Here is a 15,337-nt window from a genome sequence, read left to right on the forward strand (position 1 = left end):
CAATTTTTAATTTACTCTTTATCTTATGTCAACCTAATCGTGAATTATGATGAATAAGTCTGTTACACTATCCCTCACGTCATCCCAGTGCGTGACACTGGGATCTTGGTTCAGTACTATTATCCTATTGTTTTTATTATTTAGCCATAGCTTGTTTGCTAATAACTTTGTTTCAACAAAATCAAATAAGATCAACATGAGAACGGGGCCAGGGTTTCACTATCCTGTAAAATGGATATACACTTGCAAAAATCTGCCCCTGAAAGTGATAGAAGAGTTTGAGAGTTGGAAAAAGGTCTGTGATGCACATGAAGACTGCGGATGGATAAAAGGCAATCTTCTTAGTGATAAGCGCTACGCGATTGTAAAAGAAGATACTTATGGATATCAAAAACAGAGTGTAGACAGCAAGATTACTATGAAAATAGACAAGTTTGTTGTAATGAAAATAGAAAAATGCAACGAAGAATGGTGCTTTCTTTCCACCCCAAAACGCAAAGCATGGGTACAAAAAAAACATATATATGGAGTTGATTAGGTTGACAAAAGATCTGGATTAACAATAGTTTCTGGGCCTTCTGTAGCATGCTCTTCATGTGAAGCAGAGGATGCACTGACTTCTTCATGCTCTGGAGACTGTGCAGGGCTATCACAGAAACTCCTTAACATCTCCTCAGCGGATGAATCTAAAATTTGTACAATAGACTTTTCACTTTGTTCTCTTAGCGATCGATCCATTCTAGAAATCAACTTAAGAAACTCACTACCTGATTTTTCAGCTTCGCTTTTTATTTTACTTTCTATACTTGCAATATTACCTTGTTCAATTTCTTCTTTTGTTATGTTGAATGAATTTGCAGCATCTTGATATCCAATCTTGCAATTTCCACAACCAATTATGCAAAAAGCAATAGAATCAGATATTTCGCTTGCAGCCCACTTATGTATAGCGTAAGCTAAATAATTGGCATGGTATTTAATGCTAAATTGTTGTTCTATTAACTCAGAAATTTTATTCTTTAGAGACATAAAGCACCCTCCTCTTACATTCGTTATACCTTTTTGTTAAGATACAGCAATTACACCATTTACTACATGCTTTACTTTAATTAATTATTAAAACAAGAGCATCATTTCCAGAGCTATATCTTTTTACCTTGATAATTCTTTTTTGACTTCCTCTTTAATTATCCCACTTATATTCACGTTAAGATCCCCTACCCAAAAATCAGTCACAGTTTCAAGATCGTATAGATCCTCTATTACTTTTTTAATAGCAGCATTTATTTCTTCTTCGTCAAATTCCTTTATAATAGGTCTAATCTTCACACACCCTGGAGAGCCTTTACCATAAATCCCTTTGCTTTTATTAATGCAGCCACCTGCACCAGATCTACTGCTTCTCAAACCACTTCCACACTCTACTGTTTCATACTTGATTTCACCATTTTCTATATATGCTATTTGATTGTCTTGTGTAGACTTCAGTTTATCTGCCTTTACAATTTTCTCCTCTAGCTTTAAATCTTGCTTATGAATTACTGTTTCCTTATAATTCTTACCACCGTATTTTCTATACTTACCTCCACCTGCAACAGTGATTAATGGCCTACAATTTTGTTTGTCTAAACGACACATTTTTATAAAAATAGGTCCTCCGTCCTTATCTGAGAGGTTACTTTCCTGGTTACCCCCTCCCTCTGTGACTTGCACCTTAATTATAGGATAATTAGGATCGATTTTCAGTTTAGCTTTAATATAATCTCCTGGCATCCCTACTCTGCTTTCAGTAGAATGGCATTTTTGATTGTCACAGCCACTACCTTGTATATGACCTGCTTCACCACTTCCCCACACTTCTATTTTAATACGATCAAATTTTATTGATAAGTCATCTGTATAAACATCTTTATTTTCATGATCATAGGATTTTTCATTATTTTTTTCAAGATCTGGTTTCTTATTTTTCAGCTGTTCCTTGATTATCTCTTTTAATTTTTCTTTTAATTTCTTTTTGAGACCTTCTAAATCGAACCTACACAATTTATCAGCGTAAAAGACCTCCGTTCTGTTTGCTTTAACCGGTTGATCTTTTAATTGTATACACTTTTGTACTTCATTTTTTTCATCTCTTAATACTTTACCATCCTTATCTTTACAATCCACTTCCTCGTGCTCTAAGTAAAATGGACTATTATCTTTTTTATCTAAATATTGCTCTACATCCGTCAATTTGTATACTACTTTCAGTCCTTTACTAGATTTAAATGTATCGTCTATCTCATCATTTCTTTTTACACAGTAACTGCATTCCCCCTTTTCCTGTTTATTGTTGTCAGGGAAGAAAACATACCCTTGCTTATTAAATATTATTTTATCCAACTGATTTTGAGGTCTTTTCAAAAGGTCACCTATTTCCTTGCTTGGAAGATAATAGAACTGATTTGATTCCTTTGAATAAACAGAATTGTATTTAGTATATCTTGTTCCCATTAATTTTAGTGGTATTATTTTATTTTCTCTTTCAAGAACAAACTCCTCTGGTTCTGGCTGCCATCCAGAAAGACAAAGCATTTTACTGTTAGAATTTCCTTTATACTTTACTTCTATTTCTGGTTGTCCTAAGTTGTTCAATTTGCACTTATTCCCCTGAAATTCTTTACATCCTGTTTCAATATCAGGAACATAGCCATATTCTTTCAGAACTTTAAATTGTTGCGGATTACTTTCTAATATACCTTCTATAATATTATCAATATTACTATCAGTTGTTTTTGCTACTATTGCTGGTTTTACTACTTTTAAAGATAGGGGGCCAATATTTACAGCGGTATTAACATTAAAAGCACATAAACCATCACTGTAGGTTCCACGTGCTTCATAAGTACAAGCGCTCTCGCTCATCTTCATTCTTATCTTTAACGTGTCACTCTGCTTTCCAGACATGTTACTTTGTACTATTTCTACTACTTCAGGCTCTGGAGCAGGTGGTGCTGGAAAGCAGCGGATGAACTGTGGATTTTTTTCATCTATACTTTGAGTTCCAAGGTATTCAGCACAGAGCTTATCTTTTTCTCTATAAGTTTTGAAGTAGTACGTGATGCCATCTTTGTCTAAAATAGAGCGCCACTCAGCTTTATTTTCTCCATACCCTTTAGGGAAATCTAATTCTTTTCCAATCTTTCCGTCTTCTTCTATTAGATCACCAGCTATTACTTTAACTTTAGGGTTGAAGTAATCATTATCTTTATCTGTTATAGGAACAATTCTAACTTGTGGAAGCGACATTGCAAGTTGCTCGCAAAGTGGAGGCGGTCCAGGTGCAAGTGGTATAGGAGCACATTTTACTTTTTTTTGATAGCAAGTATCACAAACATTTTCCATTCCTCCAGGGCGAAAAATATTTGCTCCTTCACCTACTTTATCAGCCCATTCAAAAATACCACTTATACAAGCCGCTTTTTGGCTACAAGCACATATTTTAGGAGAATTAGCAAATTTCTTTTTTTCTTCATTAGTAACATTATCTACCCACTCCCACTCAAGACCTTTCGCAATTCCTTCCTTAATTTTTCCATCACCTAACATTTTATCTCCTTCCCAGTCGATAAAAACTGCTGCAGAAATTCCAGCCCCGCTCGTCTGCGTTCCGTATATCTGGCGGCAGGACGTTCCATTAGGTAATACATAACAATTACCTCCTTCATAGTCGCAAACTTGAATCTTTGGGTTGAAATAACCATCAATTCCTTGGTCTTTTATTGCTGTCACTTTAATTTCTTTTAATAGATGAGGATCAAAATTCAAATCATCCCACTTGCCAGCAAAGAAGTTCGCAAGACCTTTTCCTATTGAGCTTCCCCCAGCTTCAAGATCAGCACGAGTGTATATACCTGTGCAAGTATCAGAATGGCCACTATTTGCACCAAGCAAAATCAATACTAGGAAAAAAAAATTAGCTTTAAGCTTTACATTTTTCATAAAACACCGGTAACCACTCATTAACTTCTTCTCCTTTTTCCTTTATTGCCTCGTACATATACTTTATCGTCTCTTTGTTAGCTGAAAGTACATGCATTTCTTGCATATTCTTTAAATCTAAATTTAAAGTTACTAATCCTTTGTACTGTTTTATCAAAAATAAACCTTCCTGTGTTGGCGTCTGCAGAATTATATTCAGCTCCTCTTTGGATAAAGAAAATGCTTTCATGTATAACCTATTTGCATTGACGTTCGGCATCAAGATTCTTGTATCAACATGTTTATCCAAATATTGAGTAAATTTGCTAGCAAATGCGAGATTTAAATTTTCAGTACTTAGGATTACTACAACATTTAGTTCCGTCATTCTTTGCATCCAGTTATCAAACTCTTTCTCTGTAGGAAAAATATTACTTATCTCCCATGCTTCATCCAAAACAAGTATTGCAGGCGAGCCATCACATTTTGCCTCAAAAGAATATAAAAAATAGTAAAGTATCACGGACATACATTCCTTTTGTTTTGTAAGGTTTGCGGTGTTGAGAGATATAATTTTTGTTTCCCAGTCAATATCTGATTCATCACCATCTTGAAATAAGTAAGCAAAGTCACCATCGTCACACCATCTACTTATCTTACCCCCAAGGAGCAAGAGCACCTCAGAAATTTGTGAAATAGAACGTGATTCCTTGGGTATAGCAAATATAGAATCCACAATTTTTCTTATCTTTTCTTCTACGTCCACCAAGCTCGTATCGGCTACCATTCTTCTGATCAGTTCAACCAACATATTGCGATTGGAAGCACTATCTTCAATGTTTAGTGGATTAAATTTTAGGCTTTTGTCCTTATATTTTGGATCGATTATGTAATATTTACCACTCACTGCTTTAGTAAAAATTATTGATTTTCCAGTGTTATCCAATATGACAATTCTTGGGTTAAACTTTCTTGATTCTGATAATAGAAAATTAATGAGTGAAGTTCTGCCTGAATTTGGAGCTCCGAGTATCGTAGTATGGCCATTATTTCTTTTTCCATGAAAATTAAAGAAGTAAGGATTTCCTTTTTTTGAGAAAAAAATCATTACCGCTTCTTTCCACCTTCTTCCTTTTAATGTACCTGACGTAAAATCGTGCAGCATAGCAAAGCTGCAAGCGTATTTTGTTAAGATATTTTTCGGTTGCGTAATAAAAGCAAAATTGCCTGGAAGTTGTGCCCAAAAATGACTTTCCATATGCAAATCAGTTCTAAACATCATGAAGCCAACTAATGACATTATAGAAGATAAATCACTAATACTTTCAGCTAACTTATTCCTATCATCTGCAAATATTGTAAAAATAATTTTCTGTTGGCAGAAGTCTATACTAGAGGTCCTTTCAAGCTCTATTATTTCTTCAATTCCTGAGCTTTTAAGTAAGGTATTATCCTCACTAATTTGCAGCATGTTGATTTGTTTTTTAAATTCTTTTATTGCTTTATTATTACTAGTAAATATCATTATTTCTGTAATGATAAATTCAGATTCAAGCTGCAAGCATCTATCTATATTACCTAAAGAGATTTCCCGGTATTCTTTTATGCTGAAAATAGAGCCAAATTTCTGTTGATTTTCAAATATTGTTTGAAACGTATTGAAACCAAAAGCTATTTTAAAATTTCTAATATATTGCGACAGGTCCCTTTCATGTATTGGATAATCTTTGTGCGTTAATGTAACAATATAGTGGAGAAATTCTATCATTTCAGAATATATTTTACCTTCACTAAACCTTAGACCCAGTTTTTTAGCTCCAAAAGGTTCTAAATCATTTTGAATTAAGTCAGTTATCTTTTGCAACTCCTGATGGCTTTCTTGTAAAGACAACTTATGCTTATTCTTTATTCTATTGAAAAAAAACGAATTATTAGTATGCTTGCCAAAATCGCTAAACAATATTACAATGTATAGTTCATTTATATACTGTAATTTACTATCAGTTAGTTTATTAAACCACGTTGAATGTAGGTTGTCAGAGAAGTCTTCAGTTTTATTCCATTTCAAGCTCAGTTTATTGCGCTTTCTAACGGTATGAATCCAAACAGTAAAATACAGGCTATTAATATTTTTTGATATGCTTTTTCTAATTTTAGTTCTGAGGTCGCTGTAGTTATCAACAGAAGAATAATCTTCTAACTTGATTATTTTTAACAATTCTCCCTGTTTTGTTAGTATGGTTTCTTCATCGTAATGACAAGCATAAGGAACAAAATCTAAATCAATGCTTTCTAGTAATGCTAAGTTGTTCTTTTTTTTAAGCTTAGAGTTAACTGTTGGTACTTTTAACTGCATATGCGTATTCAATAAAGATAATTAAAAAAGATAAAAATACTATCTTAATTTTTATCTTTTTTTTCGCTATCGGATTGTAATTTTATATCTTTTGCAAAGTTAAATTTTTCTTTTAAGTAGTCTGTTGCCTTTTCTGTACTACCGAACATCAGGACCAGTACACCAAACATTATCATAAAAAAGATTAGACCTCTGAACACTACTGCAAGTATCACTGCAGCTATACACAACCCTATGATTGTTGAAGGACTCATATTTTCTACAGTATCTTTAACTGAAAATGAAGAAATAAAATTTTTTACCGTTTCTTGTATACCCTTTAATTCATCACTCGCCGAACTTGCTTCGCTAGAATATGATGCAAAAATGAAACTTAATAAGGCTATAAAAACCAAAACTTTATTCAATTGAATGCGCATCAACTAAACACCTTTTAAACATTCCTCAAATATAACAACTTTTATATCAATAGGCAAGAACTGAATTCACTTATCCACTACAAGTAACACATATTTAATTTTTACCGCTGTGAACATGCTGTAAGCTCTTTATCATCAACAAGAGGACTCACATTAATGGATGTTAATTTACTTGATAGGAAGTTTGAATGCAATTCAGCTACTGCTGCTATAGCAAACACTGCAGCCATAGCAAGTAGTCCTGCTCCTATCAATCCTGATGTCATTGCTCCTGCAACAATGCACCCTATTGTGGAGAGAGCACAACCTGCTACAAGTGCAACGTGAAGATTTCTGTTATTGGGTTGTTTTTCAAGTGGAGTATCTTCACCCTTTTTCTTATTCAAAGGAAATTTCTGCACGATTGTAATGGCGTTTTTTCTGTCCCTTTTTTCTTCGGGTTGCATTGAATCTTTTGCCTGGCTGCCTGTCATCTGAGTAGTTTTACTATTTGGATCCATACTTTCTTTTTCTCTGGATTCCAGTGTCACGCACTGGGATGACACCTGTGGCTCTTCTTCTGCAGTCTGCTCTGGTTGCATTTGATTCCCAGTATCTTCTTTTTGTGGATCGTTATTTTCTCCAGCAGAGCTTAATATTGAGCTTATACTGCTCCTTCTACTACTTATTGGTGATTCTAAACTTTCTTTACTCGGTTTGCGTGAACTTACTCCACTATCTGAGCTACTAGCACATACTTCTTCTTTAGTTGGACTTTCTACATTATTTTCTGTCATCCCAGTGCTTGACACTGGGATCTCTTTTTTTATGGAATTAATAGTTTGTTCTTCTATTTTTGAATCTTTATTGCTGCTCCTTTTAATAATCCCTGAAATTATTTCTAATATTTTCCCTCTTCTTGTTGGTGATCTTTGTAATTGTTCTCTTTCATTGTTAGATACTGAAAGCTCGACCTCTAATTTCATTACTTCTGTTTCCAACACTGGAAGAAATTTTTTGGTGTAATAATTATAAGATTCTTCTTGCTCTTTCAGTGATTTTTCTAATTCAATTAATACATTAGGATTAGCCTCTTTCTTGAACAACTCTATGCATTTTTTGATAGTTCCATCTCCATTTTTTTTTGGGCTTTCATGATTATGTGTTTTTTTTGTTACCTTTTTGTATATAGTGTCGTGCAATTGTTGGTTAATATCTTTTTTAGAACTTAGCATAACTCCTCCATACATAACAAAATGTATAGATACCTCTTTAGCGTTAATTTTACATTAAAACTGGGCAATTATGCCCTATAATGGGCTCTTTCAGAGATAATTATGACTTGCTTACTGGTTAACTATTTGCTTTGCTGCTTCTACAGATTGCGTTCAATATGATTGTTTGCCTGTTGAACTAACATATTCACTACTTCTTTTACAGGCTTTTCCCTATCAACCATGCCAACACTTTGGCCAGCCATTAGAGATCCTGTTTCAACATCTCCATCAATTACTGCTCTTCTTAAAGCTCCAGCCCAGAATTTTTCTATTTCAAGCTGCCCATCTTCTTTTGAGATCTGGCCCTTTTGGTATTCATCAATAACTTCTTTTTGACGCTTCATGAAGTCATCACTTGCTTTGTTGGCTATAGCTCTTACAGGAATTACAGGAAAATCAGCACTTATCTGTACAGAAGGTATTGCATTACGTGCGGCCGATTTAATAAACACTTCCTTGAAATTTTTGTGGGCAATTGACTCATTAGTGCAGACAAATAATGTACCTATTTGACAGCCACTTGCTCCCATTTCCAGGTAATTAATTATCATTTCACCTCTTCCTATTCCACCTGCAACAAACACTGGTATTTGTTCATTTTTAAAATGAGGCAATATCTCTTGTGCAAGAACAGAAGTGCTAACTGGACCTATATGCCCACCTGCTTCCATTCCTTCTATTATTAATGCATCTACTCCCATTTTTACTAACCTTTTCGCAAGGCTTAATGCTGGTGCAAAGCACATAACTTTAATGCCTGCACCCTTGATTTTTTCTATATTAGGCTTTGTTGGTAGCCCACCAGCAAGTACTATATGGCTTACTTTCGTTTCAATACACACATCTATCAACTCACCCAACTTTGGGTGCATAGTAATTAGGTTTACACCAAATGGTTTGTTAGTTAATTTCTGCGTCTCTATGATTTCTTTTTCCAGTAAGTCTGGAAACATTGCACCACATGCAATTACACCAAAACCACCAGCGTTTGAAATTGCTGAAACCAAATTTCTCTCTGAAACCCAGCTCATAGCACCACCCATTATAGCAAACTCACTGCCAAGAAAATCTGTTCCTTTTTTCCAGAGGCTACTTAACATATAACCTATATCATACGTTTAAAAATGTTTTGTTTATCTATAAATGTGTGTTTTAAGGCGCCAAGTATATGTAAGACTATAAAGAGTACCATAAAATATGCAAGCATCGAATGTAGCTCGTTAGCCGTGTTAGCTAGATCTTTGTTTTGATTAATCAACAAAGGGATATGAAAAAAATATTTGATCTGTTTGTTAGAAGCAGAAGACATGACATAGCCAGATAGTGGCATTAGCACCATCAAAGAATATAAACCAAAGTGTACTGCTTTACTTATATTGATTACAAACCGAGAAAAATTTGCTGGAAGTGGTGGAACATAAGTAAAGACGCGAAAAAATATGCGTACTATGATTAATCCAAGAATAGTGATACCGCAAGCCTTATGAATAGCGTATATGTTGAACTTAATTTCATTGCTAAGTGGTAAGCTTTTCATATAAAGTCCAGAGCAAAGCATACCGATAATAAAAATAGCCATCAACCAATGGATAACTCTTAAACCTAGGCTATATTTATCGTCTTCCATTTTGATTACCCTAAAGTAGCATTTATATAATAGAAAAACTATTTTTCAATCAAAATTATTAAAGCAATTTAGATTTACTGACAATGTAGCTATACAAATTCGACCCAGCCGGAAGTCAAGGGCACCTAAGCCATAGAAACGGATTAAACGAAAAACTTACTTGACAAACTCCGCCAGCCTCCTTATCATGGTACTGAAGGTATTCAGTTATCTTCATCTGTGCAGATTAAACAGCAAGAAAACAACGTAGTTGGCGTCTTATTTTTAATTTTTTGCACTATGTGCACCTTATGTCTTCACAACATTTCTGGGTTTTTACCTATATAAGCTGAAACGCGCTTATAAGTCGTTTAAGACAGTATAGTACGCCGATTTGCAGGATTAGAGAGTGACAACTAGCTAACACGGGGTTTCTTTTGCTTTTTTTTTTCTGCTTAGTAAATTTCTTAAATATTTGCAGCATAGGTTAGTTGCAATTAAAAGCAGCTAAATTGCAGTGTTTAAGACTTAAAAAACGCCAATACTGAAAATAGACAATGACTAGGGCTTCTTTTGCCTTTTTTTTATTTGGTAAATTTCTTAATGTTTATAGCTAAAAGAGCCCAAAAGAGGTGTCATTCCAGTGCTTGGCACTGGAATCCAGGAATTTTATTAAGTTAGTGAGCATAAAAATAGCTGTTTTACGTTAAAACACAATGTTTTGATGATTATGGAAAGGCTGGATTCCAGTGTCAAGCACTGGAATGACACCATAGGAGCACTGCCGTCATAAAGGAACCAGTGTCAGCTACTTGAATGACATCATAGGGGTGCTGGGCATAAGTGTTGAAAGTATCAAAAATAACGTGATATGAGATGATCAACGGCATGTAAATTACCTCCCGACAGTAAAACAATCGAACGTATAAAAGAGTCATTTAGATCCAATGTGAATTGCAGTAATGCTATTTTGAACCCATGTAGATTATTTTTGATTTTATAAACAAGAAATAACAAAGCCGTAATAATAATCATGTAAATATACACCTTCATGCCATTCATAGTATGGCTTAAAAAGTGCTTATATCCAAGATTTTGCTTTATAAATTTAAAGAACACTTCTATATCCATCTGCGCCTATATAGCTCTGTTACTTCATAAGCTGGCATTTCAAACAAGTTTGTCAAAAACCATATTTCATCTCCAATTTTATTTCTGATTTTTATTAGCCGTAGATCATGCTTTTCTGCCACTTTACCTCGTGCACGATAAAGATTAACTATTATATCTTCTAAAATCTCTGATCCATCCGATTTTTGTTCTCTTATAACTTTGTTCCTGCTTATAACATCATGTTTTCTTCCTACTTTAACTCTTGTGATAAATTTGTACTCCTTTTCATCAAATTCGGCAAAAGTTCCAACTTTTCTGATTCCTCTATCAAATAATAAAATATCCTCTTTTTCAACTTTAGCTTCATTAATTGCTCTCACTAATGCCATATCTTCACTACTTTCTTCTTGTCCTTTACAAAATCTTATACTTGTCGGCAATTGATCCTTTAATCCTACACTCACTTTAACTTGACTGTCGTTACTTTTACCGCCTATTTTTAGCCCATCTTTTATGAGATATCCCGATAAATTTATGATCGTCGAATCAAACTTATGTAAGTTATTTGATGTTTTTTGGGGTAATAGCTTTTTAATCTTGCTCATCAAATCAATATATACTCCCTTAAAATATTCTGGATTTATAACTTTTAACCTTTTTGACAAACCACTGTATGTTACTGTACTTTTATCGCTATTCTTATCCATTATACACCTGTCTATTACCATTTCTAGCGCTCTTAGGCTTGTTTTTTGCCCCATTAATATTAACTTCATTAGACCTTTAAATATAATCTTGCCCAACAATTTAGTATTACATTTATCTACTTCACTTAATTTTCCTAGCCTTTCTAAATCCTCATCTTTTATTAAATTTAGTACTCTTTCTATTTGATCCATTATTGCCTCCATTTTCTTGCAATAATAGTTCTTTATGTCTTTTTTGTGTTACTTTCAACACTTATGGGGCTAAGAGATACCGCGGCGGTATGACGGTTAAGTATCCCGCTACTTGTTAGCAGGATCTATGCTAAGATATCGCAAATGAATCCACAACTGTACGAACATTGCAATATGGCACGATATCACATAATAAACGATGTCATTCCAGTGCTTGACACTGGAATCCAGCTTTTTTGTAATTTTATTGAAAATGTTGTATAGTCGTTTGTTTACAATCAATTTTTCTGGATCCAAGTAGTCTGGGCACTGGGATGACACCATCATAAAGGAATCAGTGTCAGCTACTTTCATGACACCATTCTTTTTCCTGGATCCAAGTAGTCGAGCTACTTGGATGACAGCTAGCCTGACAATCGTCATCCCGCTACTTGTTAGCGGATGAGATACCGCGGCGGTATGACGGTTCGTGGCGGTATAATGAAGCTTGAAAGCGGATCACCTTTCACGACCCGTGTTTACTTCATTCACTTTAGGAGTATTAACAGGCGTTATTGCCGGGTTCTCAAGCTTTGTTGCCTGCTTCAAACCCTCGCTTACACTTTTGTCCTTTAAAATTTCATCAAGCTGCTTACTCTTTTGTTGCTCTTCGTTATTTGACGTATCTCTTTGAGCATCTTCTTTCATGCCACGAGCATTCTCTACATCCTTTTCACCTTCACCTAAAAATTTTTCTAATATTTTCTTAACAAAGCGCTTCAGAAGACTCAAAAACCCTTCTTCTTTTTGATTTTCTTGTGGTTGAGGCGTGGTATCTTTTTTGTCCGGCTCAGTGTTGAGCTTCTCTTTTATAGAACTCTTGCTCACTGAGGGATTAACGGTTTGTGAATCGTGCTCTGATGCTGTTTGCACAGAAGCTTCAGTAGTCTTTTTTTGTGTATTATGTTCAAGGTCTTTAACTGCTGTTGTAGTTTTTCTCGGAGTGTCTTGGAGTTTTTTGTCACTTTTTGGCTCTGCAACTTTTTCACTTGTGAAGATGCCCTTCCCTTTATATTGTTGGTCAAGCTCAGCAATTCTTTCAAAATCTTGACGTACTTTTTCATCTGCACGTCCTTTTTGACTTTCAAATTTCTGACTCAATTCTGCAACGTTTTTCATTTTGTTCTCAAGCTCCTTACTTTTCACAGCTTTTAGAGCCTCTGTTCCTTTTGCGATATAATTAACCTTCTCTTCTAATGAGGTACCTTCTGGAAAAGCACCTGGAGAACGTTCAAAAACATCTTTAAACTTTTTTTTCAACACTTTCTTTAGATGTCTGGGCCATACCTGTTACCTATTAAAACATATCATATAACCAGTATATTAGCTAATTATATAAAAAACAGTTAACATAACTTGTGGTAAAAAGTGTTTATCAAGGGCGTCCTATTTATATCTTTTTTATTAAAATGCTATTTACTTATTAAGTTAAAATGTATAATTATGTAAGAAATGAAAGATAGCCCATTAGCAGTAGTATTCGATTGGGATAATACCTTAGTTGACACTCAAGATAACATTTTTAATGCTATTAAGCATACCATAAACTCAATGGGGTATAGTAATAAAGCTGCTGATAGAAATTTCCATGAGTCGAGAAAGAGCTATATGGTCAATTTGTTTGGCGATCAGTGGAAAAAAGCAAATCACATATATCAACAATACTTAGATAATGCGCTATTACAAAACATTGCTCTGAATCAAGGAGTAGAGGAAATGTTGCAGACACTGAAAAGCCACAATGTTTATCTAGCAATAGTAAGTAATAAGAAAAATACTAATTTACGTGAAGAAGTTACCTATTTTAAACTAGATTCTTACTTTGAAAGAGTGGTTGGGTCATGCGATACTGCAGAAGATAAACCATCTGCAACCCCACTGCTATTTGCATTAGAAGAGAGTACGTTGCCTATAAATAGAGAAAATGTGTTTTTCGTTGGTGATAGCATCACAGATGTTCTGTGTGCACAAAATGCCAATTGTTTACCTATTATATACGGTCAATCAATAAGCGGTTATGAAGATTTGTTATGTTTTCAACATTTTGATAAACTTACAGATTTTGTAATAAAGTATTTAGAAGATAGGTAATGACCGCTGTTACAGAGATTGCCAGTATAACAAGACGCTTTTGCGCGTATTTAATAGATGTAGCAATTTTATTAATTCCAACTTTATTAATTATACTGCTATTAGAGGATTCTCCGTTGATCTTACATCTATCATACATGTGTGTAAATTGTAGTTACTTCACATATTTTATATCTTCAAAGGCCCAAGCAACTCCCGGTCAACAGTTAATGAATATGTATACTATCAATTTAGATAATTCTAAAATAGACTTGAATTTAGCGTTTGACAGAAGCTCTTCCCAGTTTTTTCTTCCTTTGTTAAACAGTGTAGTAGTTGTCCTTACTGAATTTTTGCGAGATCAGGAAGTATTAGTGAATGTCTTGAGTGTGTTGAAAGTAATTATAGTGCTACTCACTCTCTGCTGGTATCTAGTTGCTTGCTTCTCTAAGAAAAAACAGACATACCACGACATGCTATTTAATACGGTTGTTATCAAAGGAACTATTAAATGAGTTGCTATAACTATCGTTATCATATAAATTATGCTGATGAATTGAACTAAGGGAAGATTATGGAAGATAGGTAATGACCGCTGTTACAGAGATTGCCAGTATAACAAGACGCTTTTGCGCGTATTTAATAGATGTAGCAATTTTATTAATTCCAACTTTATTAATTATACTGCTATTAGAGGATTCTCCGTTGATCTTACATCTATCATACATGTGTGTAAATTGTAGTTACTTCACATATTTTATATCTTCAAAGGCCCAAGCAACTCCCGGTCAACAGTTAATGAATATGTATACTATCAATTTAGATAATTCTAAAATAGACTTGAATTTAGCGTTTGACAGAAGCTCTTCCCAGTTTTTTCTTCCTTTGTTAAACAGTGTAGTAGTTGTCCTTACTGAATTTTTGCGAGATCAGGAAGTATTAGTGAATGTCTTGAGTGTGTTGAAAGTAATTATAGTGCTACTCACTCTCTGCTGGTATCTAGTTGCTTGCTTCTCTAAGAAAAAACAGACATACCACGACATGCTATTTAATACGGTTGTTATCAAAGGAACTATTAAATGAGTTGCTATAACTATCGTTATCATATAAATTATGCTGATGAATTGAACTAAGGGAAGATTATGAATGAAGAGATAGTAAAACATTTGAACAAATTATTGACCAATGAGCTGACTTCTGTACGCCAGTATCTTTTGCATTTTGCGATTCTCAAAAACAATGGAATTAATAGACTTGCAGAAAAGGTAAAAAATGAGCTTAACGAAGAACTTGAACATGCAAACAAGTTGGCAGAAAGAATTTTGTTATTTAAAGGAGTCCCAAATTTTCAGGATACAAACGAAATATCAAAGTATGATGGAAAGTTTACAAAAGACACAATACGGAAAATCTTAGAAGCTAATTTGAAATTAGAGGGAAAAGGTATTAAGGATATCAAAGAAACGATTTCTATCGCTGAGAAAGAAAAGGATTTTGTTAGTGTAATGTTATTAGAAGAGATGTTAAAAAATGAAGAAGAGCACTTTCATTGGATTGAGAAACAGATCGATCTTATTGAACTAATGGGTGTTGAAAACTATTTAAGAACACAAATATAG

Annotated in this window: 14 protein-coding genes; 5 read left to right on the plus strand and 9 right to left on the minus strand. The window is 34.1% G+C overall.

The annotated features are described in order from the left end of the window. The first annotated feature begins 196 nt into the window (after nt 1-196). Nucleotides 197-538 carry an SH3 domain-containing protein gene (locus OPR17_RS06965; protein ID WP_265022190.1) on the plus strand — a complete coding sequence of 114 codons (342 nt, stop codon included), beginning with the start codon at nt 197-199 and terminating at the stop codon, nt 536-538. Here OPR17_RS06965 and OPR17_RS06970 read toward each other — a convergent pair. From OPR17_RS06970 to OPR17_RS07010, 9 genes are all read right to left on the minus strand, one after another. After that, a complete protein-coding gene (locus tag OPR17_RS06970; RefSeq protein ID WP_265021637.1) occupies nt 535-1,029 on the minus strand; it encodes a WBM0748 family T4SS-associated protein in 495 nt (164 codons plus the stop codon). The two genes, OPR17_RS06965 and OPR17_RS06970, sit on opposite strands and share 4 nt — an antisense overlap. 123 nt (nt 1,030-1,152) lie before the next feature. Beyond that, a complete protein-coding gene (locus tag OPR17_RS06975) occupies nt 1,153-3,981 on the minus strand; it encodes a hypothetical protein (RefSeq protein WP_265021638.1) in 2,829 nt (942 codons plus the stop codon). Then, on the minus strand, nt 3,962-6,316 hold the full coding sequence (locus tag OPR17_RS06980) for a VirB4 family type IV secretion/conjugal transfer ATPase (protein WP_265021639.1): 2,355 nt from the start codon (nt 6,314-6,316) through the stop codon (nt 3,962-3,964). Before OPR17_RS06980 ends, OPR17_RS06975 begins: the two co-directional genes overlap by 20 nt. 44 nt (nt 6,317-6,360) lie before the next feature. Beyond that, nucleotides 6,361-6,735, minus strand: a complete 375-nt coding sequence (locus OPR17_RS06985; protein WP_022626145.1) for a hypothetical protein — start codon at nt 6,733-6,735, stop codon at nt 6,361-6,363. Between the two features lie 101 nt (nt 6,736-6,836). Next, nucleotides 6,837-7,949 carry a hypothetical protein gene (locus OPR17_RS06990; protein ID WP_265021640.1) on the minus strand — a complete coding sequence of 371 codons (1,113 nt, stop codon included), beginning with the start codon at nt 7,947-7,949 and terminating at the stop codon, nt 6,837-6,839. Nucleotides 7,950-8,089: 140 nt separating this feature from the next. Then, a complete protein-coding gene (locus OPR17_RS06995) occupies nt 8,090-9,091 on the minus strand; it encodes an NAD(P)H-dependent flavin oxidoreductase (protein ID WP_265021641.1) in 1,002 nt (333 codons plus the stop codon). 5 nt (nt 9,092-9,096) lie between these two features. Beyond that, the gene (locus OPR17_RS07000; RefSeq protein ID WP_265021642.1) at nt 9,097-9,618 is read right to left on the minus strand and encodes a cytochrome b; all 522 of its coding nucleotides are present in this window, start codon (nt 9,616-9,618) and stop codon (nt 9,097-9,099) included. Nucleotides 9,619-10,718: 1,100 nt separating this feature from the next. Next, nucleotides 10,719-11,621, minus strand: coding sequence for a transposase (locus OPR17_RS07005; protein WP_265021237.1), 903 nt, complete (start codon nt 11,619-11,621; stop codon nt 10,719-10,721). A 486-nt stretch (nt 11,622-12,107) separates the two neighbouring features. Then, nucleotides 12,108-12,908 (minus strand): hypothetical protein, encoded by an 801-nt coding sequence (locus OPR17_RS07010; RefSeq protein ID WP_265021643.1) that lies wholly within the window; start codon nt 12,906-12,908, stop codon nt 12,108-12,110. Between the two features lie 192 nt (nt 12,909-13,100). Here OPR17_RS07010 and OPR17_RS07015 point away from each other — a divergent pair, with 192 nt between their 5' ends. From OPR17_RS07015 to bfr, 4 genes are all read left to right on the plus strand, one after another. Then, complete coding sequence (locus tag OPR17_RS07015) at nt 13,101-13,739, plus strand: HAD family hydrolase (RefSeq protein WP_265021644.1); 639 nt, start codon at nt 13,101-13,103, stop codon at nt 13,737-13,739. Further along, complete coding sequence (locus OPR17_RS07020) at nt 13,739-14,233, plus strand: RDD family protein (RefSeq protein WP_265021645.1); 495 nt, start codon at nt 13,739-13,741, stop codon at nt 14,231-14,233. The genes OPR17_RS07015 and OPR17_RS07020 overlap by 1 nt, the downstream gene beginning before the upstream one ends. 73 nt (nt 14,234-14,306) lie before the next feature. Further along, nucleotides 14,307-14,801 carry an RDD family protein gene (locus tag OPR17_RS07025; RefSeq protein ID WP_265021645.1) on the plus strand — a complete coding sequence of 165 codons (495 nt, stop codon included), beginning with the start codon at nt 14,307-14,309 and terminating at the stop codon, nt 14,799-14,801. A gap of 59 nt (nt 14,802-14,860) precedes the next feature. Beyond that, nucleotides 14,861-15,337: a bacterioferritin gene (gene bfr / locus OPR17_RS07030; RefSeq protein WP_077188433.1), complete on the plus strand. Its 477-nt coding sequence runs from the start codon at nt 14,861-14,863 to the stop codon at nt 15,335-15,337.

The organism is Wolbachia endosymbiont (group A) of Icerya purchasi (assembly GCF_947251635.1).
GTDB classification, from domain to species: domain Bacteria; phylum Pseudomonadota; class Alphaproteobacteria; order Rickettsiales; family Anaplasmataceae; genus Wolbachia; species Wolbachia pipientis.

Bases quoted from the DNA above. Each gene is read 5' to 3' on its own strand.
- OPR17_RS06970 (WP_265021637.1), bottom strand. From the start codon at position 1,029: ATGTCTCTAAAGAATAAAATTTCTGAGTTAATAGAACAACAATTTAGC.
- bfr (WP_077188433.1), top strand. From the start codon at position 14,861: ATGAATGAAGAGATAGTAAAACATTTGAACAAATTATTGACCAATGAG.
- OPR17_RS06965 (WP_265022190.1), top strand. From the start codon at position 197: ATGAGAACGGGGCCAGGGTTTCACTATCCTGTAAAATGGATATACACT.
- OPR17_RS06980 (WP_265021639.1), bottom strand. From the start codon at position 6,316: ATGCAGTTAAAAGTACCAACAGTTAACTCTAAGCTTAAAAAAAAGAAC.
- OPR17_RS06985 (WP_022626145.1), bottom strand. From the start codon at position 6,735: ATGCGCATTCAATTGAATAAAGTTTTGGTTTTTATAGCCTTATTAAGT.
- OPR17_RS07000 (WP_265021642.1), bottom strand. From the start codon at position 9,618: ATGGAAGACGATAAATATAGCCTAGGTTTAAGAGTTATCCATTGGTTG.
- OPR17_RS07005 (WP_265021237.1), bottom strand. From the start codon at position 11,621: ATGGAGGCAATAATGGATCAAATAGAAAGAGTACTAAATTTAATAAAA.
- OPR17_RS07025 (WP_265021645.1), top strand. From the start codon at position 14,307: ATGACCGCTGTTACAGAGATTGCCAGTATAACAAGACGCTTTTGCGCG.
- OPR17_RS06990 (WP_265021640.1), bottom strand. From the start codon at position 7,949: ATGCTAAGTTCTAAAAAAGATATTAACCAACAATTGCACGACACTATA.
- OPR17_RS06995 (WP_265021641.1), bottom strand. From the start codon at position 9,091: ATGTTAAGTAGCCTCTGGAAAAAAGGAACAGATTTTCTTGGCAGTGAG.
- OPR17_RS07015 (WP_265021644.1), top strand. From the start codon at position 13,101: ATGAAAGATAGCCCATTAGCAGTAGTATTCGATTGGGATAATACCTTA.
- OPR17_RS07020 (WP_265021645.1), top strand. From the start codon at position 13,739: ATGACCGCTGTTACAGAGATTGCCAGTATAACAAGACGCTTTTGCGCG.
- OPR17_RS06975 (WP_265021638.1), bottom strand. From the start codon at position 3,981: ATGAAAAATGTAAAGCTTAAAGCTAATTTTTTTTTCCTAGTATTGATT.